General features: G+C 63.5%; 35 protein-coding genes, 1 tRNA gene and 1 other RNA gene. 31 read left to right on the top strand and 6 right to left on the bottom strand.

The window, feature by feature from the left end; genetic code table 11:
* Positions 1–148 precede the first annotated feature (148 nt).
* Positions 149–1,420, bottom strand: a complete 1,272-nt coding sequence (gene phaZ / locus CRO22_RS16860) for a polyhydroxyalkanoate depolymerase (RefSeq protein ID WP_097071328.1) — start codon at positions 1,418–1,420, stop codon at positions 149–151.
* A gap of 89 nt (positions 1,421–1,509) precedes the next feature.
* Between phaZ and phaC the strand changes: the two genes are divergently transcribed.
* Positions 1,510–3,303 (top strand): class I poly(R)-hydroxyalkanoic acid synthase, encoded by a 1,794-nt coding sequence (phaC, locus tag CRO22_RS16855; RefSeq protein ID WP_097071327.1) that lies wholly within the window; start codon positions 1,510–1,512, stop codon positions 3,301–3,303.
* Positions 3,304–3,439: 136 nt separating this feature from the next.
* On the opposite strand, the gene dmeF is transcribed toward phaC, so the two are convergent.
* Positions 3,440–4,450, bottom strand: coding sequence for a CDF family Co(II)/Ni(II) efflux transporter DmeF (dmeF, locus tag CRO22_RS16850; RefSeq protein WP_097071326.1), 1,011 nt, complete (start codon positions 4,448–4,450; stop codon positions 3,440–3,442).
* A gap of 9 nt (positions 4,451–4,459) precedes the next feature.
* Complete coding sequence (locus tag CRO22_RS16845) at positions 4,460–4,738, bottom strand: metal/formaldehyde-sensitive transcriptional repressor (RefSeq protein ID WP_097071325.1); 279 nt, start codon at positions 4,736–4,738, stop codon at positions 4,460–4,462.
* A gap of 471 nt (positions 4,739–5,209) precedes the next feature.
* Here CRO22_RS16845 and CRO22_RS16840 point away from each other — a divergent pair.
* Positions 5,210–5,285: transfer RNA gene (locus tag CRO22_RS16840), tRNA-Val, on the top strand.
* A 274-nt stretch (positions 5,286–5,559) separates the two neighbouring features.
* Here CRO22_RS16840 and CRO22_RS16835 read toward each other — a convergent pair.
* Both CRO22_RS16835 and CRO22_RS16830 read right to left on the bottom strand, forming a co-directional pair.
* Positions 5,560–6,054, bottom strand: a complete 495-nt coding sequence (locus CRO22_RS16835) for a YbjQ family protein (protein WP_097071324.1) — start codon at positions 6,052–6,054, stop codon at positions 5,560–5,562.
* A gap of 73 nt (positions 6,055–6,127) precedes the next feature.
* Positions 6,128–6,784, bottom strand: a complete 657-nt coding sequence (locus tag CRO22_RS16830; RefSeq protein ID WP_176518680.1) for a S24 family peptidase — start codon at positions 6,782–6,784, stop codon at positions 6,128–6,130.
* A 166-nt stretch (positions 6,785–6,950) separates the two neighbouring features.
* Here CRO22_RS16830 and CRO22_RS18960 point away from each other — a divergent pair, with 166 nt between their 5' ends.
* Positions 6,951–7,121 (top strand): hypothetical protein, encoded by a 171-nt coding sequence (locus CRO22_RS18960; protein WP_176518679.1) that lies wholly within the window; start codon positions 6,951–6,953, stop codon positions 7,119–7,121.
* Positions 7,122–7,186: 65 nt separating this feature from the next.
* On the opposite strand, the gene CRO22_RS16820 is transcribed toward CRO22_RS18960, so the two are convergent.
* Positions 7,187–7,699: a cysteine-rich KTR domain-containing protein gene (locus tag CRO22_RS16820; protein WP_097071321.1), complete on the bottom strand. Its 513-nt coding sequence runs from the start codon at positions 7,697–7,699 to the stop codon at positions 7,187–7,189.
* 177 nt (positions 7,700–7,876) lie between these two features.
* Here CRO22_RS16820 and CRO22_RS16815 point away from each other — a divergent pair, with 177 nt between their 5' ends.
* From CRO22_RS16815 to CRO22_RS16675, 28 genes are all read left to right on the top strand, one after another.
* On the top strand, positions 7,877–8,095 hold the full coding sequence (locus CRO22_RS16815) for a hypothetical protein (protein ID WP_097071320.1): 219 nt from the start codon (positions 7,877–7,879) through the stop codon (positions 8,093–8,095).
* Between the two features lie 57 nt (positions 8,096–8,152).
* Entirely contained in the window at positions 8,153–8,431 is a 279-nt protein-coding gene (locus CRO22_RS16810; protein WP_097071319.1) for a hypothetical protein, read from the top strand.
* A gap of 52 nt (positions 8,432–8,483) precedes the next feature.
* Positions 8,484–10,589 (top strand): DDE-type integrase/transposase/recombinase, encoded by a 2,106-nt coding sequence (locus CRO22_RS16805; RefSeq protein ID WP_217991921.1) that lies wholly within the window; start codon positions 8,484–8,486, stop codon positions 10,587–10,589.
* A gap of 59 nt (positions 10,590–10,648) precedes the next feature.
* On the top strand, positions 10,649–11,389 hold the full coding sequence (locus CRO22_RS16800) for an AAA family ATPase (RefSeq protein ID WP_097071317.1): 741 nt from the start codon (positions 10,649–10,651) through the stop codon (positions 11,387–11,389).
* A gap of 32 nt (positions 11,390–11,421) precedes the next feature.
* On the top strand, positions 11,422–11,979 hold the full coding sequence (locus CRO22_RS16795; RefSeq protein WP_097071316.1) for a hypothetical protein: 558 nt from the start codon (positions 11,422–11,424) through the stop codon (positions 11,977–11,979).
* The gene (locus CRO22_RS16790) at positions 11,979–12,344 is read left to right on the top strand and encodes a hypothetical protein (RefSeq protein ID WP_097071315.1); all 366 of its coding nucleotides are present in this window, start codon (positions 11,979–11,981) and stop codon (positions 12,342–12,344) included. Before CRO22_RS16795 ends, CRO22_RS16790 begins: the two co-directional genes overlap by 1 nt.
* Positions 12,344–12,586: a helix-turn-helix domain-containing protein gene (locus CRO22_RS16785; protein WP_097071314.1), complete on the top strand. Its 243-nt coding sequence runs from the start codon at positions 12,344–12,346 to the stop codon at positions 12,584–12,586. Before CRO22_RS16790 ends, CRO22_RS16785 begins: the two co-directional genes overlap by 1 nt.
* Positions 12,583–12,813: a hypothetical protein gene (locus tag CRO22_RS16780; protein ID WP_097071313.1), complete on the top strand. Its 231-nt coding sequence runs from the start codon at positions 12,583–12,585 to the stop codon at positions 12,811–12,813. Before CRO22_RS16785 ends, CRO22_RS16780 begins: the two co-directional genes overlap by 4 nt.
* On the top strand, positions 12,806–13,456 hold the full coding sequence (locus CRO22_RS16775; RefSeq protein ID WP_097071312.1) for a DUF3164 family protein: 651 nt from the start codon (positions 12,806–12,808) through the stop codon (positions 13,454–13,456). Before CRO22_RS16780 ends, CRO22_RS16775 begins: the two co-directional genes overlap by 8 nt.
* 88 nt (positions 13,457–13,544) lie before the next feature.
* Positions 13,545–13,823 carry an HU family DNA-binding protein gene (locus CRO22_RS16770; protein ID WP_097071311.1) on the top strand — a complete coding sequence of 93 codons (279 nt, stop codon included), beginning with the start codon at positions 13,545–13,547 and terminating at the stop codon, positions 13,821–13,823.
* Positions 13,822–13,892, top strand: an RNA gene (locus CRO22_RS16765) — hammerhead ribozyme type II. The genes CRO22_RS16770 and CRO22_RS16765 overlap by 2 nt, the downstream gene beginning before the upstream one ends.
* A 12-nt stretch (positions 13,893–13,904) precedes the next feature.
* A complete protein-coding gene (locus tag CRO22_RS16760) occupies positions 13,905–14,144 on the top strand; it encodes a hypothetical protein (protein WP_097071310.1) in 240 nt (79 codons plus the stop codon).
* Complete coding sequence (locus tag CRO22_RS16755; RefSeq protein ID WP_097071309.1) at positions 14,141–14,860, top strand: HNH endonuclease; 720 nt, start codon at positions 14,141–14,143, stop codon at positions 14,858–14,860. Before CRO22_RS16760 ends, CRO22_RS16755 begins: the two co-directional genes overlap by 4 nt.
* Entirely contained in the window at positions 14,857–15,144 is a 288-nt protein-coding gene (locus tag CRO22_RS16750) for a hypothetical protein (RefSeq protein ID WP_141399467.1), read from the top strand. Before CRO22_RS16755 ends, CRO22_RS16750 begins: the two co-directional genes overlap by 4 nt.
* Positions 15,141–15,491, top strand: a complete 351-nt coding sequence (locus CRO22_RS16745) for a hypothetical protein (protein ID WP_097071307.1) — start codon at positions 15,141–15,143, stop codon at positions 15,489–15,491. The genes CRO22_RS16750 and CRO22_RS16745 overlap by 4 nt, the downstream gene beginning before the upstream one ends.
* The gene (locus CRO22_RS16740) at positions 15,488–16,117 is read left to right on the top strand and encodes a regulatory protein GemA (protein ID WP_097071306.1); all 630 of its coding nucleotides are present in this window, start codon (positions 15,488–15,490) and stop codon (positions 16,115–16,117) included. The genes CRO22_RS16745 and CRO22_RS16740 overlap by 4 nt, the downstream gene beginning before the upstream one ends.
* Positions 16,114–16,353, top strand: a complete 240-nt coding sequence (locus CRO22_RS16735; RefSeq protein WP_097071305.1) for a hypothetical protein — start codon at positions 16,114–16,116, stop codon at positions 16,351–16,353. The genes CRO22_RS16740 and CRO22_RS16735 overlap by 4 nt, the downstream gene beginning before the upstream one ends.
* Positions 16,343–16,957 (top strand): MT-A70 family methyltransferase, encoded by a 615-nt coding sequence (locus CRO22_RS16730; RefSeq protein ID WP_097071304.1) that lies wholly within the window; start codon positions 16,343–16,345, stop codon positions 16,955–16,957. Before CRO22_RS16735 ends, CRO22_RS16730 begins: the two co-directional genes overlap by 11 nt.
* The gene (locus tag CRO22_RS16725) at positions 16,954–17,325 is read left to right on the top strand and encodes a hypothetical protein (RefSeq protein WP_097071303.1); all 372 of its coding nucleotides are present in this window, start codon (positions 16,954–16,956) and stop codon (positions 17,323–17,325) included. Before CRO22_RS16730 ends, CRO22_RS16725 begins: the two co-directional genes overlap by 4 nt.
* Positions 17,326–17,426: 101 nt before the next feature.
* A complete protein-coding gene (locus CRO22_RS16720; RefSeq protein WP_097071302.1) occupies positions 17,427–18,356 on the top strand; it encodes a lysozyme in 930 nt (309 codons plus the stop codon).
* Positions 18,356–18,865 carry a hypothetical protein gene (locus CRO22_RS16715; protein ID WP_097071301.1) on the top strand — a complete coding sequence of 170 codons (510 nt, stop codon included), beginning with the start codon at positions 18,356–18,358 and terminating at the stop codon, positions 18,863–18,865. Before CRO22_RS16720 ends, CRO22_RS16715 begins: the two co-directional genes overlap by 1 nt.
* A complete protein-coding gene (locus CRO22_RS16710; protein WP_217991920.1) occupies positions 18,847–19,212 on the top strand; it encodes a DUF2730 family protein in 366 nt (121 codons plus the stop codon). Before CRO22_RS16715 ends, CRO22_RS16710 begins: the two co-directional genes overlap by 19 nt.
* 8 nt (positions 19,213–19,220) lie before the next feature.
* Positions 19,221–19,514 carry a VpaChn25_0724 family phage protein gene (locus tag CRO22_RS16705; protein WP_217991919.1) on the top strand — a complete coding sequence of 98 codons (294 nt, stop codon included), beginning with the start codon at positions 19,221–19,223 and terminating at the stop codon, positions 19,512–19,514.
* A 1-nt stretch (position 19,515) separates the two neighbouring features.
* The gene (locus CRO22_RS16700; protein ID WP_097071299.1) at positions 19,516–20,106 is read left to right on the top strand and encodes a DUF3486 family protein; all 591 of its coding nucleotides are present in this window, start codon (positions 19,516–19,518) and stop codon (positions 20,104–20,106) included.
* A gap of 22 nt (positions 20,107–20,128) precedes the next feature.
* A complete protein-coding gene (locus CRO22_RS16695) occupies positions 20,129–20,530 on the top strand; it encodes a hypothetical protein (protein ID WP_097071298.1) in 402 nt (133 codons plus the stop codon).
* Positions 20,530–21,015 (top strand): hypothetical protein, encoded by a 486-nt coding sequence (locus CRO22_RS16690; RefSeq protein WP_097071297.1) that lies wholly within the window; start codon positions 20,530–20,532, stop codon positions 21,013–21,015. The genes CRO22_RS16695 and CRO22_RS16690 overlap by 1 nt, the downstream gene beginning before the upstream one ends.
* Before the next feature lie 2 nt (positions 21,016–21,017).
* Complete coding sequence (locus tag CRO22_RS18955) at positions 21,018–22,430, top strand: glycine-rich domain-containing protein (RefSeq protein ID WP_176518678.1); 1,413 nt, start codon at positions 21,018–21,020, stop codon at positions 22,428–22,430.
* Positions 22,418–22,669, top strand: a complete 252-nt coding sequence (locus tag CRO22_RS16675; RefSeq protein WP_097071295.1) for a hypothetical protein — start codon at positions 22,418–22,420, stop codon at positions 22,667–22,669. The genes CRO22_RS18955 and CRO22_RS16675 overlap by 13 nt, the downstream gene beginning before the upstream one ends.
* Positions 22,670–22,748 lie beyond the last annotated feature (79 nt).

The raw sequence follows: 22,748 nt of genomic DNA, 5'->3' as shown, positions 1-22,748 counted from the left end.
CGTATTCGGGCGGAACGACTTTTTCCGTCCGCCTGAGAATTGGGCCACAAGTTGGGGGGCTTGGGGGGCGAAGTCCCCCGGAAAGGCGGGGGGTGCGGGGGGCGGCAGCCCCCCGCCGGATCGCCTCGGCCTGCCGAGGCGAAAGCCGTTATACCGCGCGGACCTGCGCCGCGTTGCGCCCCGGCCCGTTGCCGGAATTCGCGTCGATGAAGTCGAGCACCAGCGGGCGGATGTTGTTGCGCCAGCTCCGGCCCGCAAAAATGCCGTAATGCCCGGCGCCCGGCTCCAGATGCTGCGCCTTCATCTCCTCGGGCAGGCCGGTGCAGAGCCTGAGCGCGGCCACACATTGCCCCGGCGCCGAGATATCGTCATTCGCGCCCTCGACGGTTTTCACCGCCACCTTGGTGATCTTGCCGATGTCAACGCGCTTGCCCGCCACGGTAAAGCGGTTCTGCGCGATCTCGAGCCCCTTGAAGATCCGCTCCACGGTCGAAAGATAGAACTCCGCCGTCATATCCATCACCGCGAGATATTCGTCATAAAAGACGTTGTGGTGATCGTGCTCGGAGCCCTCGCCCTGCGCCTCGGCCATGATCTTGTCGGAGAAGGCCTGGGCATGCTTGTCCATGTTCATCGAGATGAAGGAGGCGAGCTGCATCAGCCCCGGATAGACGAGCCGCCCGGCGCCCTTGTACTTGAAGCCCACGCGCTGGATCACCAGATGTTCGAGCTGCCCCATCGTCACCCGGCGCCCGAAATCGGTCACCTCGGTCGCGGCCGCATCGGGGTCGATCGGCCCGCCAATGAGCGTGAGCGAGCGCGGCTGCGCCTCGGGGTCTTCCTCGGCGAGGTAAGCGGTTGCCGCGAGCGTCAGCGGCGCGGGCTGGCACACCGCGATCACATGGATGTCGGAGCCGAGATGGCGCATGAATTCGACGAGATAGAGCGTGTAATCCTCAATATCGAATTTGCCCGCGCTGACCGGAATGTCACGCGCATTGTGCCAGTCTGTCACGTAAACGTCGGCATCGGGCAGCAGACTGGCCACCGTGGAGCGGAGCAAAGTCGCATAATGGCCCGACATCGGCGCCACCAGAAGCACACGCCGCGGCATCGGCGCGCGGCCTTGAACCTTGAAATGGACGAGCGCGCCGAAGGGCTTGTCGAGCAGCGTCTGGACTTCGATCAGATGGTCCTTGCCATCGGCCGCAGGGATCGAGCGGATCCCCCAGTCAGGTTTGATCACCATCCGCGCAAAGCTGCGCTCGGTCACCCGCCCCCAGGCCGACATCAGCTTGAACATCGGATGCGGCGCGAGGCCCCAGACCGGATAGGAGGCCATGGCGCGAGCGGAGGCCCCCATCCACTCGTTGGTGTTCCTGATGGTCTCCATCAGGTCGTAATTCATCATCCCTTTCATGGCGCTCCCTCGCAACCGCGCAGAACCCCGCTTGCCCCTGATGCATGCGACGTTATGCTCATTTCTCAGGATAGGGAGGAAAGCCACGCATGACAACGCCGGAGAAGGTCGAATCTGCCGCATCGCAGCAAATGCGAGACAATCTGGCCAGGATAGAAACGCTGACCACGCGGCTTCTGGATGCCGTCACGCACAAGCGCACTCCCAACCCCGCGCTCGAGGGGCCGGGGATGGATCTTTATGTCGCCTCCTCCGCCGCCTATGTGAAGGCGCTCGCCGAGCATCCCGCAAAGATCTTCGAGACCCAGGTGAAATACTGGGGCGAGGCGATGACGCATTACCTTGAAGCCACCCATGCCTTTGCACAGGGCACGATGCAGCCCCCCGCCGACCCGGGGCCAAAGGATCGCCGCTTTGCCAATCCGCTCTGGGACAGCCACCCCTATTTCAACTTCGTCAAGCAGCAATATCTGATCGCCTCCAAGGCAATCGAGGAGGGCGCGGCACAGATCGAGGGGCTAGACCCGGTGAACCGCCGCCGGCTCGACTATTTCACCCGCCAGATTATCGACCTGATGGCGCCAACGAATTTTCTGGCCACCAACCCCGATGCGCTCGAACGCGCGGTGGCGACAGAGGGCGAAAGCCTCGTGCGCGGCCTTGAAAACCTCGTGCGCGACATCGAGGCGAACAAGGGCGATCTGATCGTCACGCTTTCAGACAAGAACGCTTTTGCGGTGGGCGAGAATATCGGCACGGCGGTCGGCTCGGTCGTTTACCGCAACCGGATGATGGAGCTCATCCAATATGCGCCCACCACCGAGACCGTGCATAAAACGCCCCTGATCATCTTCCCGCCCTGGATCAACAAGTTCTATATCCTTGATCTGAAACCGCAAAACAGCCTGATCCGCTGGATCGTCGATCAGGGTTTCACCCTCTTTGTGGTGAGCTGGAAAAACCCTGACGCCTCCTATGCCGATGTCGGCATGGAGGATTATATCACCGAGGGCTATCTGACCGCGCTCGAGGAGGTGAAAAAGATCACTGGCGAGCCGAAGGTGAATGCGGTGGGCTATTGCATCGCGGGCACCACGCTTTCCCTCACGCTCTCGCTTCTCAACAAGCGCAAGGACCGCTCGATCAATTCCGCGACCTTTTTCACCACGCTCACCGATTTCTCCGATCAGGGCGAGTTCACGACCTTCCTGCAGGATGATTTCGTCAACGGGATCGCCGCGCAATGCCGCGCCGACGGAGTGCTTTCGAGCTATTTCATGACTCGTACGTTCTCGTTTTTGCGCGCGAACGACCTGATCTACCAGCCTGCGATCCGGGCCTATATGCTGGGCGAGTCTCCGCCCGCTTTCGACCTGCTCTACTGGAACGGGGATTCCACAAACCTGCCGGGCAAGATGGCGATGCAATATCTGCGCGGCCTTTGCCAGGAAGATGCCTTCACCGGCGCGGGTTTCGAGCTTTTCGGCGAGATGCTGCATGTGCGCGATGTGAAGGTGCCGCTCTGTGCCATCGCCTGCGAAACCGACCATATCGCGCCCTGGGTATCGAGCTTTACCGGCGTGGCGCAGATGGGATCGAAGGACAAGACCTTCATCCTCTCCGAATCGGGCCATATCGCCGGCATCGTCAACCCGCCCTCGAAAAAGAAATACGGCCATTACACCTCCTCCGTCCCGGTCGATGATCCGGCGGAGTGGAAAGCGGCGGCGGAATACCACGAGGGAAGCTGGTGGCCGCGCTGGGGCTCTTGGCTCGCCGAGCGCTCCGGCAAGAAGATCCCGGCCCGCCCTGTGGGCGACGCCGATCACCCCGCCCTCTGCCCCGCGCCGGGCAGCTATGTGAGCGAGGTGGTGGTGGTTTAGGGGGAAAGGAGGGCCTGTTGGCGTTCCCCGCAGGCGAATGGACGTCACTCAGAACGGTGCGGATCAAGCTTGCCTGCCTATTGGCAAGCTTGAACCAAACGGAACCCGATTTGGGGACCCTCAAACACCGAAGGCCCTAAACAACTCCACCAGCGCGATTGCCATGCTCCGGCGCCGCGTTCCGGTTCACCTCGATCGTCACATGAGCGAGTTCATGGATCCGGGCAAGCTTTGCGCGATAGGCCGAAGCCGGCTCGGCGATTTCGCTGCGCAGGGCGATGATCGCACCATGCTGGCCCGGCCCAAGCCGCCAGATATGCAGATCGGTGATCTCCACCGCCTGACCAAGGGCCGCACGGATCTCCTGCGGCAAGCGGGTGCCTATGGGCAAGCGATCCACCAACACGCTCCCCGTCTGTCGCATCAATCCCCAGGACCAGCGCGAAATCACCAAGGCTCCCACGATGCCGATGGCCGGATCCAGCCAGACCCAGTCACCGATCCGCCCCGCAATCAGCGCAACAATCGCCAGAACGGAGGTGAGCGCATCGGCCAGCACATGCAGATAGGCCGCGCGCAGGTTATTGTCCTGCGCATGAGAATGGCCGTGATGACCATGACCATGCTCATGCGCGTGATCATCATGCCGGTGCTCATCCCCTTCGTGCAGCAAAAGCGCGGAGCCAAGATTGACGACCAACCCGACCACGGCAACAAGCGTGGCCTGCGTGAAATCGATCGCAACCGGGTCAAGCAACCGCCACAGGCTTTCCGCCCCGATCAACAGCGCCACCACCGCCAGGACCACCGCACTGGCAAAACCCGCCAAATCGCCAATCTTGCCGGTCCCAAAGCTGAAGGCCGGATCACGGGCATGGGCACGCGCATAGCCATATGACAGCGCCGTGATCAGCAGAGCGGCAGCATGCGTGGACATATGCCAGCCATCCGCCACCAGTGCCATCGAGCCAAAGACGGTCCCGGCGGCGATTTCAACCACCATCATCGCGGCCGTAATACCGATCACGGCCCATGTGCGCCGCGCATTACGATCATGGTTTTCACCAAGGAAAACATGCTCATGAGGCCCGTCCATCGCAGCAAGGCGGGGGGAGGCGTGAGTGTCGTGGTGGGGGTGGTCATGCATGGGCAACCTCTATTTCAGATAGACACGCAGGGCTCTGGAAAGCTCTTCAGCCCCCAACCGTCGCGCCTCGGGGTCATCGATCTCGCGAATGTGGTGAGTCAGGTGGCTCTCGAACAGTTCAGCGGTCAGACCGCTGACCGCACCACGCACCGAGGCGAGCAGATGCAGGATCTTGCCGCAGTCCCGCTCGGCCTCGACGGCCCGTTCAATCGCTTCGATCTGCCCCTTGAGACGACGGACGCGCGCCAGAAGCGCGGCTTTTTCTTCGGGCTGGTTCAGGTGGGACATTTTCGCTCTCTTATAGCTATAGGGGTATAGGTATTGGAACATCCTTCGGTTGACAATGGCCTTGATGCGCTGATCGGGGGCTGCGTATGGCGCCTCCCTCCCCGTGGCTTCAGACCTTGGCCTCGATCTCAGCCTTTCCAGGGGCCGGGTCGCGGTTGATGAGGGCGATCGAGGTTTAAACCTCAGCGCTCTGGCGGTGAAGGTCCGTGACATGACCCGTTCCCCGAAGATCTTGAAGCGGTTCGTCTGGCCCGCCACCCAACTTCGCGCGTGACATCCGGCACAGGTCTTTTGAAATGAGGGGGAACCGTGGCGTCAGGGGGATGGCGCGTACGGGATCTGCATGGCCGAGCGAGCCCTGCGAAAATCGGGCATCGCCGCAAGCACGGCACGGAGAAGCCACAACGCGCGCCCGACAGCGCCATTTGCGCCTTGCAGCCCCCTGCAACGGCAGGCTAGAAAACGTCGGTCGGGTGATTAGCTCAGTTGGTAGAGCGCCTCGTTTACACCGAGGATGTCGGGAGTTCGAGTCTCTCATCACCCACCATGAAATCACAGTAAATCAATGAGTTGTATATAGGCGACACGCGACTTGCGTAGCAGTTTGTGGTGTGGCTTGTGGCGCAGTATCTCTCGATGATCCAGCCCGACATGGGCCGAACCAAAGTCCCCGTGATCGCGAATCGTATGGGGAACGGCTGAACCCGGTGAAGGTGGAGCTGCGCGGTCTCTGGCCGGGTGTAGCGCGACAAAAAAACTGCAGCAAAACGACAAAAAAACTGCACTAGCAAGGATGGAGCGCTATGCCCTCAGTGCATAGCTCAGACTTGGCTTAGCTTCACGGCAGTACCGCTGGCGACAAGAAACAGCATGCTTTTGCCGCCGCCCGAGATCTCGGAATAGTCCAGGTCGACCGCGACAACGGCATCGGCACCGAGCTGCACCGCTTGGGCGCGAAGATCATCAAGCGCCGCCTCGCGCGCCTCACGAAGGCCGCGTTGCATCGTCTCGCTGCGGCCGCCGAACGTGTCGCGAAATGCAGCGGCGATGTCCCGAAAGATGTTCAGCCCAACGACATATTCGGCCGTCACGATGCCGAGACGCTCGACCACCGGCAGGTCATGCGCGGTCTCTGTCGTCAGTATGATACGAGCAAGACGTGCTTGCCGTTCCATCGCAGCAAGCTGTTCCCGCTCCTCGGTCGCGGCACGTTCTGCCCCGTCTTTTTTTCGCTTAGCATCGTAGCAAGCCGGGCAATACCCATGGAATAGATCAAATCGAGAGACTTTTTCACCGCACCCGGCACAGATAGCCATGAGTATGTCCTCCTCTAAATGCTTATGATCGGACCTAGGTATTTTGTGATCACCTCGACCCACAGACCACGCTCTACCAAGTATGACCGGACCACACGACTTGGCCAATGATGTTCACGCGGTTCGCGTCGTCACACGGCCGGAATTCGGTTGGGTAAGATGGCGCATCAGAGCGCAATATCAGGCCCGTCGGAAGCACATCCACACGCTTGACGCGCGTCGATCCGTCGATATCGGTCAGCGCGTAAACCTGACCACTGCGCACCGTGTTGCGACGTTGATCGATCAGGGCGAGGTCTCCATCATGCAAGCCGGGCGTCATGCTGTCACCCTGCACTTGAACAAGAACTGCCTTTGCCGGGTCAACGCCCATCCGGGTCAGCCAATCACGCCGAAACGCCAGCTTTTCGACGACCTGAACGTCGCCATTCTCAGACCCCGGTCCGGCCGAAGCGCGAGCATCTAGCCGCGGAACGGGTGCAAAGTCTTCGTTACCGATGATCAACGCCTCGACCGGTCCAGATGTTCTAGGCGGACCGAAGTAGAACTCCAGATCGAGAACTTCGGCCAATTTCTGTAGCGTTTCAACGCTATAGCGTTTGCCGTCTGCTTTCGACGCCTTCATGTTCTTTATCAATGAGAAATGGCCAGCGGCAAGCTTTGATGCTGCCGCGGCGCTAAGCTGCTTTCTTATGAGCGCTTTGTCTATCTCGTCAAGAATCGGGTCCATTGGCATACGTTAGCTAGATTAGGCTAAATCGGCAATATTAGCTTAGTTAAGCCTTGCCGTGATGGCTTAACTAAGCTAGTTTTCGGGCATGGAAACGAAACATGCCCTCATTCATCTCGCAGAACAGCTCGCCACCCATCAAGGCGTGACGCACTATGCGATTTCGATGCGCGCCCTCGCCAAGGGGGACTTCTTCAAGAAGCTGATGAGCGGCGGTGACTGCCGCACTGCGACCGCTGCGCGCGTCTTGATCTGGTTCAGCGAAAACTGGCCTGCGGACCTCGAATGGCCGCGCGACATCCCCCGCCCCCCGAAGAACAAGAAGGAGGCAGCGTGATGGCCTATCCCGCTGGGAGCAATGTGATTGTTCTGGCTGAGCACGGGCTTGCCGCGCACAAGAGGTCAGAAATCAGACCAATCCCGCCTGCTGCGCTGAACGCTGACGATCATTGCGCTGGCGTCGCCGATGTTGGCGAGAAACTCTGCCCGGCAAGCCGGACAATACAGGCAGTTATGCCTTGTCAGGGATGGCTGGAGAATAGATTTTTTAGCGTTCGCTGCGCAGCTTGGACATATCTGGTGCGGCGGCTCGCCGGATTGATCGCCGTCTTTGAGGCGGTACACCGCAGCGCCGCGCCCGGTGTCCGTCAGGATGTAGCGCGCAAGCTCTGCCTGAAACTCATCCCGCTGCTGCAATTCGCGCTGAAGCGCCAGAACGCCCTCTTCTATCGCCATCTGATCGTGCTTGGCCTCTATGAGCTTGTCGAGCAGCTCGAGAATGAGCTGCTTGGACGCGGTGAGGTCAACTTCCGCGCGACTAAAAATCTGCTTCAGGTTCTTGGTGGCTTCCGTGGCGCCAACAATGCTGGAGGTCGCCGTGCCCACTAACCCGATTATCGACGCAATATCCGACATTCCTCTTCTCCGTCCGTTTGTTTGCGCTTCGGATGGTGCGGGCGACCCTGCCCCGGAGCAAGCGAAACATCGCGCTCCGGGGTGGGTGTGGCCCTCGGGTTGGTGGATCGTGCCGATGCTGATGCTCGGCATGGGCGTCTGGTTCGTCCTGTGGCACTGGCGCGCAGGGTGGCTGCAATGACCGACTTCGTCGAATACCGCGCCGCAGACGCCACCACCCCGAACGGGCGGCGCGGCGGGCGCCGGAGCATCCTCCCCTTGCTCCGGCGCCTCAAGTCCCTCGCGGACCGGATCGAGAATTGCTGGATCGGCGATGTGCTCGGCGCGCTCTCGATCCTCGCCTTCATGATCCTGATCCCATTGTTTCTCCCGATCATCGTCGAACTGTGCCGGTGAACCGCTGATCTGATCCGTTTTCAACGCCCAGCCGGGCCTTTCCTGAGGAGACGAACGATGCGCGACTATGCCCCATGCCAGAATGCGGAGCCCCCGACCAACCCAGTTGCGTTGTGGCGCCGCTCGATCGAGAGCCTGCGCGCCGCGCGTCGCCAGGCGCCGATCATGACGGACTATGACGGACACGATGAGCTCGCGCGGGATGTTGCCGCGGAGGCCTATGTGCTCGCCGCCGAAGCACTGGTGATGGATCTCGGCACGCTGCTCGAACTCGGGCACCTCGACGCGATCGAGGAGAGCATGGCCCTGGTGGGGGCTTGGCCCTCCAGCCGCTGAATTCCCCCTTCGCGAGACCTTCAAGCACCGTTGAACGATCATGAAACGCTGGATGACCATCGCCGAAATTGCCGAGGCCAAACTGCCCGGCCTGCCAGCCTCGCCCCGCGGCGTGGCCAAGCGGGCGCAAGCGGAAGGCTGGGCGAAACGCTCGACCCAGGCGCGCAAGCGCCAAGGTCGCGGCGGCGGTCTGGAATTCTCGATCGAACTCCTGCCGGAGGACGCGCGGACGGAATTGATCCGGCGCGAGGTCGATCCGGGCGCGCCGGTCAATGTGATCACGCTGCGCGAGGATGACCCGTTGACCGGCGCCGAACGGGATCGACGCGACGCGCGACTGCATGTGCTCGCGGCGTTCGAAGAGTTTCGTAGTGCAAACGGGCTTTCTGTGTCTGATGCAGCAATCATGTTTCCGGACGCGTGGCGTTCTGAGCTTATCGAAGCTCCGATCGACGTTCGCTCACAAATACCTTCCGTAAGCACTCGAACTCTGTACGAATGGCGGACGATCCGCCGCCGTGACGGCGATGACGCGCTCGGCATGGATCGCCGCGGCAGACCCGCCAAGCTCGAAACCGCCGCCGACGGCGAAGTGGTCAATGCGCTCTTGGGCGCGATCGCCAAGCAGAGCTTCCTCTCGGCGCAGCAGTTGGGTGATTACCTCCGGGATCGGTTCGGCGAAGCGCTTCCCGAGATCACCGAGCGCACGATCCAGCGCACACGCGCCCGGTTCGAAGCGGAGCATCGCAATGCCTTGATGGCGATCCGCGATCCCGACCGCTTCCGCTCGACGATTGAGCACAGTGCCACCAACGCGACCTTTGCCGCAGGGCTCAACGATCTCTGGCAGTTCGATGCGTCCCCGGCAGACATCATGCTGGCGGGCAAGCGGCGCCATTCGATTTATCTGGCGATCGACATCTGGAGCCGCCGTGTGATGGTGCTCGTCACCCAGGCGCCGCGCGCCGAGGCCGTCGCCATGTTGCTGCGGGCCTGCATCCTGGCTTGGGGTGTTCCGCGGCGGGTCAAGACCGACAACGGCAGCGATTTCAAGGCACGGGCCATCTGCCGCCTGCTCGCGGCGCTCGACATCGAGCACGAGCTTTCCGCTCCCTACGAGCCAAAGAGCAAGGGCCATGTCGAGCGCGCGATCGGCACGTTCCAGCGCGACCTTGCCACCTGTCCGGGTTTCATCGGGCACTCGGTTGCCGACCGCAAGGTGATCGAGAACCGCAAAGCCTTCTCGAAACGGCTTGGCATGTCCGATGCCGACCTCTTCGACGTGCAGATGGATCTGCCCGAGTTCCAGAAGTGGTGCAACGACTGGGCGGAGAAGGTCTATGCCCATCGTCCCCATTCCGGGCTCAAGGGCAAGATGACCCCCTTCATGCGCGCGGCGAGCTGGCTCGGTGATATCCGGCGCCTCGCCCATCCGCAGGCGCTCGACATCCTTCTCGCGCCGATCGCGGGCAAGGACGGTGTGCGGCGCGTGGTCAAGCAGGGGATCAAGATCGACGGCGAATACTACCAGACAAGTGCCGCGCCGGTCGGTCAGGATGTGCTCGTCCGCATGGACCCGACCGATCTTGGCCGTGCCATCGTATTCTCCCTCGATGGCGAGACCTACCTCGGCGATGCCATTTGCCCGCACCTGGCGGGAGCAGATCCGGTGGCGGTCACCATGCAGGTCAAGGCGGCGCAGAAAGCCCTCCTCAAGGAGGAAACCGACAAGATCCGCGCCGAGATGCGCAAGATCAAGCCGCGCGACTTTTCCGATGCGCTGCAGCGTCAGGGCGAGAAACGCGGAGCGAACCTCGCCTTCATCGAGCGCCCGGCACAGCCCTTCACCACGCCCGCGCTGGAAGCGGCCAGAGAAGCGGCCGAGGGCGCGAAGGCCGCGCCAGCGGCGCCTTATGACCCGGTCGTGGTGCAGACCCAACTGGCCGAGGTGGTGCGGATGCCCGCGCCGCGCCGCCCGATCCAGCAGGACAAAATGCAGGACCAGTTCCGCCGTGCGATCGACCTTGAGGAGGCAATCGCGGCTGGCGATCCGATCAGCGAGGCCGATGCGGCTTGGCTGAAAAGCTATCAGCAGCACCCCGATTACCGGGGCGCAAAGCGGATTTTCGAGATCCACGGTCGACGGATGTTCGGCTGAGGAAGGTGCCGCCGGGAGCGTGCAGGCCCCGCGGCGGCGAGCAGTGAAGTGAGGAGAAGATGACAGAGAGCAACAGGCAATTCAACAGCGTCGCGCCGCTGCGCAATGTGGTGGCGATGGCGCAGCTGGTGGACCGCGTGATTTCGCGCGCGCCCACCTTGCCGGGCATGGCGGTTTTCTACGGCCCGAGCGGTTACGGCAAATCGAGTGCCGCCACCTACGCGATGAACACCTTCAGCGCCTATTACGTCCAGGCCGAGAGCACCTGGACGAAGAAAAGCCTGTGCGAGGCGATCTCGCTCGAAATCGGGATCGAACCGCAGGGCCGGATCGATCAGATGGTGCGGGCGATCTACCGCGAGATCAGCGCCACCGGGCGCCCGCTCTTGATCGATGAGGCCGACCACATCGTCGCCCGCGGCCTGATCGAGCTCGTGCGCGACATCTACGAGAAGTCCGAGGCGAGCATCATTCTGATCGGCGAGGAGGATCTGCCGCGCAAGCTGATGCGCTGGGAGCGGGTGCATGGGCGCATGCTCGCCTGGGTGGCGGCCGAGCCGGGAACGATCACCGATGTGACGCTCCTGCAGGAAATCTACTGCCCCGGTGTCGCGATCGAGGACGCGCTGAAAGAGCGCCTGCTCACCGAGTCGCGCAACTCGATCCGACGGATCTGCGTGAACCTGAACGAAATCTCGCTGCTCGCACGGCGCAACGGCTCGAACACCGTCACGACTGCCGATTGGGGGCACGGCAGCTTCTTCACCGGCGAACCGCCCCGCCCGCGGGGGCTGAAATGAGGCGGCGCGTCGATACCATGCAGAAGGAAGGCATGACGAATCCGCGGCAGACGATCTGGGACGCAATCCGGGAGCTGGCAGGCGAGGATCTGGCGAAGCATTTCACCGTGACGGACGTCGTCGACCGCACCGGGCTGCATCGCAAGACGACCTCGGACTATTTCGCCTGCCTCGTGGCGGCCGAATATCTTGCACAGACCCAAGACACCCCGCCGCGCTTCATCCTGCGCAAGGATGGTGGCGTGCATGCTCCTCGCCTGCGGCGCGACGGCACGGCCGTGACGCAAGGTGCAGGCACCTTGAACATGTGGCGCTCGATGCGGGTTCTGGCGCAGTTCACTTATCGTGACATCGCGCTGCACTCCACCACGCCGACGGTCTCGGTGACCGACGAAACGGCAAAGAGTTTCTGCGCGATGCTGCTCGCGACGGGTTTCCTGCGCGTGATCCAGAAGGCCGATCCGGTCAAGGGTCGCCTCGCCGTCTATCGGCTCATCCGCAACGATGGCCCGAAGCCGCCGCAGATCCAGCGGGTCAAGCAGGTGTTCGACCCGAACACCGGCAAAGTCTATCAACGGGGGGCAGTTTGATGTCCTTCACTGACACTGCGGAAAAAGCCTGGGGCAAACCGCTGCCCGACTGGATCGCCGAACTTGCCCGCCAATGCGATGGCGGAACGCAGCGCAAGGCGGCCGAGCGGCTGGGCTATTCCGCCGGGCTTGTCAGCAATGTCCTGCGCAAAAGCTATGCGGGCAACATGGCTGCGGTCGAGGAGGCTGTGCGCGGCGCCTGGATGGGCGACACCGTCACCTGCCCGGCGATGGGCACGATTCCTTCCGACACTTGCCTTGAATGGCGGCGCCGAGCGAAGAAATTCGCCCCCACGAACAATCATCGCGTCCGGATGTTCCGCGCCTGTTCGATGTGCGCGCGCAACCAGAAGGAGGGCGCGTGATGTTTGCCCATCTCGGCACCGATGGTCTGGCGGAGCGCCTGCGCGCGGCGATCGAACTGAGCAATCTCTCCGTCACGGAGGCCGCGCGCCGCTGCGAGATGAACAAGACTTCGTTTGAGGGCTACGTCGCCGGCGAAAACCTGCCCGGCACCAAGGCGATCGCCGCGATCTGCATCGGCCTGAAGATCTCGGCCGACTGGCTTTTGTTCGGCACCGGCCCCGCGCGCGGGAGGCGGCAATGATCCGGTCTCCCGAGCGCCTGACCAACGACGAGCTGATGACGAGAGCCGCGCGCGGCCTCGGCAAGATCGATCAGCATGGCCCGCGCGGCGTGACCCTCGTCTCCTTCGAAGAAATCGAGGCCATGGCGGGCCTGCTCGCCTGCCTCGGGCTCGTTCCGATCTATCCCGGATACGCCCCTAAAACCCACTTCCTCACCACCTACACCAAGGACAGGACAGATGTCTGATTTCTCCCCCGCCGCGGTGCCCACGGGCATCATCGACGTCAACGGCAAAGCCTACATGACCGACGCGAAGGGCGCGCTCATGCCGGTCGAGCTGATCAAACCCCAGCATGTCCTTGAGGACGAGACGGTGCGCAAGATCATGGGCTTCGCACTGGCGCTCTCGGCGCAGGTGACCCGGTTCAAGGAACACACCTACGAGGATCTCGGCGCCTTCGATGCGCTGCTGGAGCAGGAATATGGCGCGACCAAGGGCGGGCCGAAGGGCAACCGCACTTACCAGACCTTCAACGGGCTGATGAAGATCGAGGTCCGGGTGAACGACCTGATCGATTTCGGCCCCGAGCTGCAGATCGGCAAGACGCTGCTCGACGAATGCCTGAACGACTGGGCCGCCGAGAGCCGCCCCGAGATCCGCGCGCTGATCACCAAAACCTTCAACACCGACAAAGAAGGCCAGGTGAACCGGGCGCTCCTGTTCACGCTGCTTAGCCTCGATGTCGAGGATGAGCGCTGGAACCGCGCCATGGATGCGATCCGGGAAGCGATCCGGATCGTCGGCTCGAAGACCTATTACCGCATCCAGATGCGCGACGCGCCGGATGCGCCCTGGACTTCGGTCACGATCGACCTCGCCAAAGCCTGACCCCATTCCCGGCCGCCCACCCGGCCGGAGCCATCCCGCCACTCGCGGACCATCCAGAAGACCAAACCGAAACAGACAGGAGGCCCCTATGGGCAAAACGCAGACATTCTCGAAATCCGACCTGGTCGCCGCGGTCAGCGCGAAGACCGACACGGCCAAGACCAACGTCCTGAACATTCTCGACGCCACCCTGTCCGCGATCCGCGCCCAGGCGGATGCGGGCACGACCGTCGCCATCGCGGGCTTCGGCCGCTTCGAGGTGAAAACCAAGCCCGCCCGCACCGGGCGCAACCCCCGCACTGGCGAGACGGTCCAGATCCCCGAGAGCCGCAAGCTGACCTTCCGCCCCTCGAAATCGAAACCCTGAGCGAAACGCCCCCGGGCAACCGGGCGCGTCGTCGGGGTGTTGTGGCCCCGGCCTGATGAGCAGCTGGAGGGAGTTCGTAAGATGCCCGGAAAATTGTCCGACCTGACCGACCATTTGTTTGCACAGCTTGATCGCCTCAAGGATGCCGCTACGCCCGAACAGCTGGAGGCGGAGGTCGCGCGGACGAATGCGATCGTCGCTGTTGCGGAACAGATTACCGATGGCGCGAACCTTCAGTTGCAAGCGGCCAAGCTCTTCCATGCCGCCGGGCCCGCAGTGCTCCCGATGCTGCCCGCCATTGGAAAGGCGATCGAGAAATGAAAGGCAGATGGATCAAATGGCTGCCGGAGGAACTGGCGTGGATCGAGGCGCATAAGGACTGGCCCAGAGCCACCTTGTATGCGGGCTTTTGCTCTCGGTTTGGCCGCACGGACGTGACGAAAGAAGCTTTGAAGGCTCTTTGCAGCCGTCGAGGATGGTTGACCGGGCGAACCGGGCAATTCGAGAAGGGCACGCCGTCGCAGAACAAGGGCAAGAAGCTGGCCCCAGAAGTGCGCGCCAAGTGCGCACCGACGATGTTCAAACCCGGTCGCGGCCCGAGCGCCGCGCGTAATTATCAGCCGATCGGAACCGAGCGGATCAGCCACGATGGCTATGTGGAACGCAAGATCCACGATGGCCTGCCGTTGCAGTCGCGCTGGCGCCTCGTGCATCTTCTGAACTGGGAAGCGCTGTACGGGCCTATCCCTGACGGCATGTGCCTGAAATGTCGTGACGGCAACCGCCAGAACACAGACCCGACGAACTGGGAGGTGATCGAGCGCCGATTGCTGCCGTTGCTCAATGGTGGGAAGCGCGGTCGTCTCGCCTACGACGAAGCTGCCCCGGAAGTGAAGCCTGTCCTGATGGCGATGGCGAAGCTTCGTGTCGCGAGGGGGGATGCGACCCGCAAGGCCATCAGATCGACCAACCGCGAAGAAGAAGGTTTTCAATCGACGACGATCGAGGTCAGCGGTGAAGCCGGAGGGCGGGCGTGATGCTGATCATCACTCCCAAAGCCGAGCACACGCGTCTGAAGTCCTATTCCGCGACCACCAAGGGCACGGTCTCGATCGTCAAGATCGAGGTCGAATGCACCGACCTCTGGGAATTCAACTATCTGCTGCAATCCCTCAGGGAGCTCGACACTGAGACGAAGGCGATGCGCGCGGCAAAGGCGGCGGCTGCCAAGCAGAAATCGCGCAAAGCTGAAGCCCAGGCGCTTTTGTCACTTCCCGCCTCCGCCAAGTCGCTGCCGCTCCCGAAAGGCGGTGAGGCATGACCGAAAAATGGCGCTGCCGGTTGTTTTGGGGAAATCCGCACACGTCTCCGCCGCATGGCATGCCGCGCATCGCCCTTTCGGTGCTGTGCGACCGACCGCATCCCATACCGAACGAGATCCTGCAGATGTCTGGTCCAGGCACCGAATACACACCCGGCACCGGCTGGACCGTCGGCTGGGAAAGGATCGACCAGCGTCCTGTCCGCCGCTGGAGTGCCGAGGCAAAAGGGCGGGTCAGACAATTGAACCTCCGCCGCCGGATCGAGAAACGGTTTCCGCTCTTTGCGGAAATGTTCATCGCGGACGAGCTCGCGCGCCGTCCCCAGTATTTCAGAGGTGAAGCATGAGCGCCGTCAAGATGATCTACGCCGGAATCCGTGCCCTCGGGATCGAGGAGGAGGATGACCGCCGCGACCTCTATCAGCGCATTACCGGCAAGCGCCGCCTGCGCGAGATGACCCCGGCCGAAAAGGACGCCGTAGTGTCCGAACTTCGCCGCCTCGGCTTCAAGGTGGCTTCGCCACGCCGCCAGCTCGATGGCCCCTTTGCCAAGAAGTTGCAGGCGCTCTGGATCGCCGGGTGGAACCTCGGCCTGATCCGCTCGGCCGACGATGCGGCGCTTCTGGCTTTCATCAAGCGCCAGACCGGGATCGATCATCCGCGTTGGCTGCGCGACCCGAAACAGGCCGACAAGGCGATCGAGGCGCTCAAGGCATGGACCGCCCGCGACGGCGGCGTGATGTGGGGCAACACGCAAGGCTTCAGCTGGCTGCGCCTGCCCGGCGCTCGCGTTGCCTGGGCGCAATGGCGCAAGATCCGGCCCGAGGCCAGCCTGGCACAGTGGCAGCCGTTTTCGGCGGTGGTGCTGCAGGAGGTGATGGGCGGCCAGCGCGCCAATCTCGACGCCCTGACTGCCGCCGACTGGCGCACTGTCAACAACGCCCTCGGCGAGATCATCCGGGGGGCGAAATGACGATCCTTCCGTTTCGCGCGCTGCCCGTTGTCTATCCTGCGGGATCGCATGATGTCCGCACCGCCATCCTCGCAGAGATCCTCGTCGAGGTGAAAAACCGCCGCCCGCACTGGATCGGCGGCGAGCCGCAGCCCAGCGACCTACGCGGTATCGTCAACGCCGTGCGCGCGCATACCGGAGCGGATGAGGCGTTGATCCGCACCATCTGGAGTGAGGTGACCGGCGATGCTGTCTGAGTTCGGGGGTCTTTGGCCCTTCGAGACCCTGACGCCCATGAAATACGGCGCGATCCTCTGCGATCCGCCCTGGGCCTATGTGATGCGCTCGGAAAAGGGCCATGCCAAATCGCCCGAGGCGCATTATGGCACGATGAGTCCCGATGAACTGGCGGCGTTGCCGGTCGGCCAGCTCGCGGGACCGGATTGCCTGATCTTCATGTGGTCGACCTGGCCGCACATGAAGATCGCGCAGCAGCTGCTCGAAGACTGGGGTTTCGCCTACATCACGGGCGGCTCCTGGAACAAGCGCGGCCGTTCCGGCAAGGCGATGGTCGGCACGGGCTATTTTCTGCGTAGCAGCTGCGAACCCTTTCTGGTGGGCAAGATCGGCCGCCCGTCCCCGGGGTCGCATTCTGTCACCAACCTGATCGACGCAGCCGAGATCCCCGACACGATCGAGGCGCTACGGCGCGAGCATTCCCGCAAACCGGCCGAGATGCGCGAGATGATCGAGCAGCTGCTCCCCCGGGCCTATTGCTGCGAGCTTTTCGCGCGCGAGCCCTGGCCGGGGCATGACGTCTGGGGCGACGAGACCACAAAATTCGCCGAGGCATCGACATGACCGAGAGCCCCAGACCTCCGGCCCATGTCGAGCCCTATGTGCGCGCCCTGGGCATTGATGCTGCCCTGGACTTCCTGCTCGCCTTTGGGGGTGCGGATCTCTATATCCCCGCCACGCCGAATGGGCGGTCTCGTCTGGTCGCTGAGATCGGGCGTGAGGGTGCCGAGCGGCTCGCCGCGATCGCGCACACCTTGCCCAAGCGCGTTCCCACGGCGAAGCCCTGGATCGCCCAGGTGCTGGCCTCAAGGGGCTTGCCTAAAGCCGATATTGCCCGCAAATTGCATTCGTCAGATGTTTCTGTTCGCCGCTGGCTGTCTGGCCACCACTCTCCCCGCGACGAAAACGACAGGCAGCTGCGCCTGTTCTGAGAGCCGCCCCGCACACCGTTGTGGGCGGTTTTCTCATTTGCGATCTCCCATTCTGAGCCCGAACCGAGGGCCGAACGGCCCTCATCCAGATTGGGGGCAGGATGCAGACGAGCGACAAAGGGATCGAGGCACTCGCACTTGAAGAGGGCGAAGTGCTGCGGGCCTATCGGTGCCCGGCGGGCAAATGGACGATCGGCATGGGGCTGACGGCCGCCTCGGGCGTGGTCAAGCCGGTTTCGGGCATGGTGATCACCAAGGCGTGCTCGCGCGAACTGACCGCGGCGGCGCTGCGGAAAAATTACGAGCCGCGCGTGTCGTTGGTCATGCCGTCTGCCAAGCAACACGAGTTCGACGCAGCCATCAGCTTCGACTGGAACACCGGGGCGATTCACAAGGCGAGCTGGGTGCCGCTCTGGGCGCGCAAGGCCGCGCGGTCTGCCATCGAGACGAAATTCCGCCTCTGGAACAAGGGTGGCGGCAAGGTGCTGCCCGGTCTCGTCAAGCGCCGCGACCGCGAGCTGAAGATCCTGTTTGATGCTCAATATCCCGCGCTGGCGGAGCCCACGTCGAAATCGGTGGGCACGGCACGCTGGGCGCTGCAGATGACCTCGGCCGAGAAAATGACGGCGATCGCCGCCTTCACGACGCTCGGCTACCACGTGGGCACCGTGGGCGATGCGTTGAATGCGGGTGAAGTGCGCCGCTTCCAAAGCGACCACGCACTCACCCCCGACGGTGTGATCGGTCGCGCCACGCTCTCGACGCTGCAGCGCCGGATCGACGCGGCGGCGAAAGCGAAGCCCGTCGCTCTGACTGCGGTGAGCACCGCAGGGGCCTCCTCCACCCTCGGCGCGCCCGAGGGCACCTCCGAGATCACCGATTGGCTCGCCGCGCAGCCCTGGGCGCTCTCGGCCGCCGCAGGTGTGGTCGCGCTCTGGGCGCTCTGGCGCGCCTGGCAATACCGCGACGTGATCGCCACCAAACTCGCCCCCCGCGCGCCGCGCGTCGCCGCCCTGTTGAGGAGCTTCTAATGTCCGCTCTCGCCGCACTTGCCGGATCCGCCGGTCTCAAAGTCATCGAGAAAATCATCGCGAACAAGTTCGGAGACGGCGCCGGGCAACTGGCGGGCGATGTGCTCGGCGCGATCGCCGATCAGGTCGGTGTACCGGTCGATCAGCTCGATCAGGCGGCCGAGGATCAGCCCGCCGTCGTCACCCAAGCCCTGCAGGCGGTGGAGGCGCGCAGCCCCGAGCTGATCGCGCTCTATGCCGCCGGGCTGGAGCTGCAGAAAGCGCAGCTTGCCGCCGAGGCGGGCGAGCCGGCCTGGATGCGCGCCTGGCGACCTGCCGGCATGTATCTGCTCGGGCTCTTCTGGCTCTGGTCGGTGATCGTGGTCCACATCGTCAACGCCGCGGCGGGCACGACGTTGCCGCCTGTGCCGCTCGATCAGCTCGTGCAGATCTCGGGCCTCTACATGGGTCTCTACATGGGCGGGCACACGATCAAGGACGCCGTCACGAAATGGACGGGGGCGAAATGACCGGGGCGCTCGACATTGGCCCGGTCGTGGTCTGGGCGGCGGGGCTCTCCACGCTGATCTCGCTCGGCACGACGATCTTCGCCTGGCTCACGTCCGGATCGCGCAAGAACGATGAGCGGCTGGATCGTTTGGTCGCCCGCGTCGATGAGCTGGAGCGCTTGGTCCAGACCCATGGCGACAAGATCGACCAGCTGCCCAATCAGGAGATGATGCACCGGCTCGAACTGAGCCTCGTGCGCATGGAAGGCCACATCGACCGGATGGACGAGCGCTTGCGCCCGGTCGCGGCGATCGCCGAGCGGATGCAGGAGCTGATGCTCGAACAAGCCAAAGAGGGGCGGAAATGAGTGCCGACATGGAAACCCTGATCCGAGAGCAGGCACGCCTGATCATTCTCAAGGCCCTGCTGCAGCAGATCGACGAAACGCTCAACTCGGATCTTCTGATCCACGAGCTGCGCCCGTTCGGGATCCGCAAGTCGCGCGAGTGGGTGCATGAGGAACTCGGTTATCTGCGCGAGATGGGAGCTCTCACCACCGTCGCCGTCGGTTCCGTGCTGGTCGCGACCCTCACGGAAAAGGGTCATCGCCACCTCAACCGCGAAATCGCGATCGAGGGCATCCAGCGCCCGTCGCGGCCGGGGGGCTGAGATGGCCGAGACACCGCGTGGGCGCGGGCGCCTCTCCTCGATCGATCTGATGCCGTCCGAGTGCGACGGCATCATCGCCTGGGCGGCGCAGGAGCTGGGCAACCGCGAGCGTACCCAGACCGACATCTACGCCGAGTTCGTCGAGAAGTGCGAAGCGCTGATGCGCGAGCATCGTGGCGAGCTCGAATTCAAGATCCCGGCCTTCAGCTCGTTCAACCGCTACGCCATCCGCATGGCGCGGCTGACGCGGCGGCTCGATCAGACCAGGGCGATCGTCTCGCAACTGGCCGACCGGTTCGATCCGGCCGACGCCGACAACCTGACCGTGATGGCCGCCGAAACGATCAAGGCGCTCGTGCTGCAGATGCTGGCCGAGGCGGACGAGGACAGCGTCGATCCGCTCGGCGTCATGCAGCTCGCCGCCGGGTTCAAGAATGCGGTGCAGGCACAGAACATCTCGACCGATCGGCGCCGGAAGGCCGAGGCCGACATGGCGAAAAAAGTCGACCAGGCCGTGACCGCCGTCGCGAAAGCCAAAGGCATGACGGCCGAAACCGCCGAGGCCATCAAAGCACAAATTCTCGGGGTTTGACCCGACAATCAAGGAGAGACCCATGGCAACTCAGTTTTCCACTCGGGTGCGCAATGCCGCGCTCAACGCGATTGAGACCACGATCGGCGCGGCACCCACTTTGGAACTGCGCACCGGCGCTCCTCCGGCCAGCGCCGCGGCAACCGACACCGGCACGCTCCTCGCATCGATGACGCTGCCATCCGACTGGATGGCCGATGCTGCCGCCGGTGCAAAAACAATCCTGGGCACCTGGCAGGACAGTGCCGCCGATGCCGCGGGCACCGTCGGCCACTACCGCATCAAAGCCGCGGGAGCGTGCGATATCCAGGGCACTGTGACGATCACCGGTGGCGGCGGCGACATGACCCTCGACAACCCGGTGCTGGCGGTCGGTCAACAGGTCACGATCACGGCGTTCACCCTCACTGCTGGGGGTGCGTGATGCCGCTCTCGCAGTTTCCAACCGTCATGCCGCGCGCGGTTACGGCGATCATCGCGGCGGCGGCAGCGCTCCGGTATCTGCGCGATACTGGAGGAGACATGACCTGGCTTGCGCTGGAGCTGGCGCAAGACAGCCTGCGCCCGGCTTACGAGGCGTCGCTTGCGGCGATCGAGGAAGGTGCCAAAGCGCCAGAAGCGGCATCTGCCTTCATGGCGTCGCTCGGCGGCCCGACCACGCTTGCGGAGTTTCAGGCCGCTCTCGCAGGGTTCATCGCGGCCACGGATGCGTGGCGCGTCTATCTCTCCGCATATCTGGCGACCCTACCGCAATCGTGCCTGGTCGGGATGGTGTATCGTCCGCTCGGCACCACTGGCACGTGGCATATCGAGCGGCCCGGTTACATCCCGAACGAGCATGCCGCTGTCCTACGTGCCGCGCCTGAACTCGCGGCGTTGATCGCGGCATTCGAGGCAGTGGGGGCCTGAGCATGGCATACGCCGCTGTCTCTGCTTATTCAGGAGCGGCAAAAACGACCGTCAATATCGGCGGGACGGCCTACGATATCTACACGTTCTCAAGCACCGGTGGCGGATCGATCACGTTCGGCGCTGGTGGCGATGTTGATTACCTGCTTGTCGGCGGTGGAGGTGGTTCCGGGTCTGGGTCTGCCGCTGGCGGCGGCGGCGGCGGTGGGGTGCTGAGCGGGCTGCTATCCGCAACTGCATCTGCGTATCCAATCACGGTCGGCGCGGGCGGCGCGGCTGCTACCGCAGGTGGCGTCTACGGCGGCGACGGCGAGAATTCGTCTTTCGCAGGCCTTACAGCTTACGGCGGCGGCGGCGCGGTTAACTACAACGGCGCTGGCGCGGATGGCGGTTGCGGCGGTGGCGGGGCGCCGGGAAACGGCGGCACAATGACTGGCGGCGCTGGCGTGACCGGTCAGGGATATGCTGGTGGTGCCGGGGTATTTGTGAGCGCCGCAAACCGCAGTGGCGGCGGCGGCGGTGGCGCAGGGGCTGTAGGCTATGATAGCGGCCTGAGCGGCACCGGGTCTCAGGGCGGTACAGGCGTCTCAATCGGCATCACCGGCACCGCGGTTTATTACGGTGGCGGTGGAGCTGGCGGGCGCCGCGAGGCCACATCAGGCGCCGCGGGCGGTGCTGGCGGCGGTGGGGCTGGCGGCTACGTCAATTCGTCTGGCACAACGTTTACTGGGTCTGGCGGCACAAATGGCCTTGGCGGCGGCGCGGGTGGCAGCGCGGGTGCTGTCAGCTATTCCGGCGGCTCCGGCGTGGTCATCCTGCGCGTCGCGTCGCCGATTGCTGCCGGAGCGACCGGATCGGCAAGCGGGGCGCTCGAGCTGACGGGATCCGCCACCGGACATGCGGATGCCGAAGGGCAAGCCTCGGCCGCGCTCGACATCGCGGGGAGCGGCAGCGGTGCCGCGACTGTCTCCGGGCGGGGCGAAGGATCACTGGACTTCAGCGGATTAGGTGCAGGTCGTGCAGATGTGCGTGCACAATCTTCCGGTGTGTTCGATATCGCAGCTGATGGAAGCGCCCGGGTCGATGCAGCTGGACAGGCATCCGGTTCAATCGACATCACCGGCACCGGGAGCGGCGGTGCCTTGGTCAAGGGCACAGCATCCGGCACGATAGACGTCACGGGCGCCGCCGCCGGCTCCGTGACCGATGCCGGCGCAGCGGTCGGGCAGGCAAGCGGCGCGCTCGATCTTTTGGCTACGGCGATCGGTCGTTCCTCCGTCTCCGGACAGGCTTCGGGGGAGATCGAAATTTCCGGATCGGCAGAGGGGCGGGCCGAGACCGGAGCGGGATCGTGGGCTTTCGTCGCCAAAGCCATCTGGCAAGACCGGGAGGCTAAAGGCGCATGGGCAGCATGAAATACACTATCTATAGCGCCGACAGTTTCCGGATGCTTATTACCGTAGAGCGTAGCAGCGGCGGGGTATTGCCGCTGGCTGGAGCGACCATTGAGGCGGTCGCTGCCAGCGGCAAAAGGCGAGCCGCTGCATCCATTGACATGATCGACGCCGAGGTGGGGCGGTTTGGCCTGATCTTTGGCAAGGGAGCGCTGGCGGTTGGGATGTGGCAACTGCAGCTTAGCAGGTCGCTGAAATAGTCGGCCTCGACCTTGGATGCAGAACATGATTCACCCCTTCTCACGGCGAGAGGGGATCATGATGCGGGGCACGGACGAG

The sequence above is a fragment of the Rhodobacter maris genome (assembly GCF_900217815.1).
GTDB lineage: Bacteria > Pseudomonadota > Alphaproteobacteria > Rhodobacterales > Rhodobacteraceae > Rhodobacter > Rhodobacter maris.
Note: the sequence above shows the minus strand (reverse complement) of the source record. Positions and strands in the feature narration are given on the sequence as shown.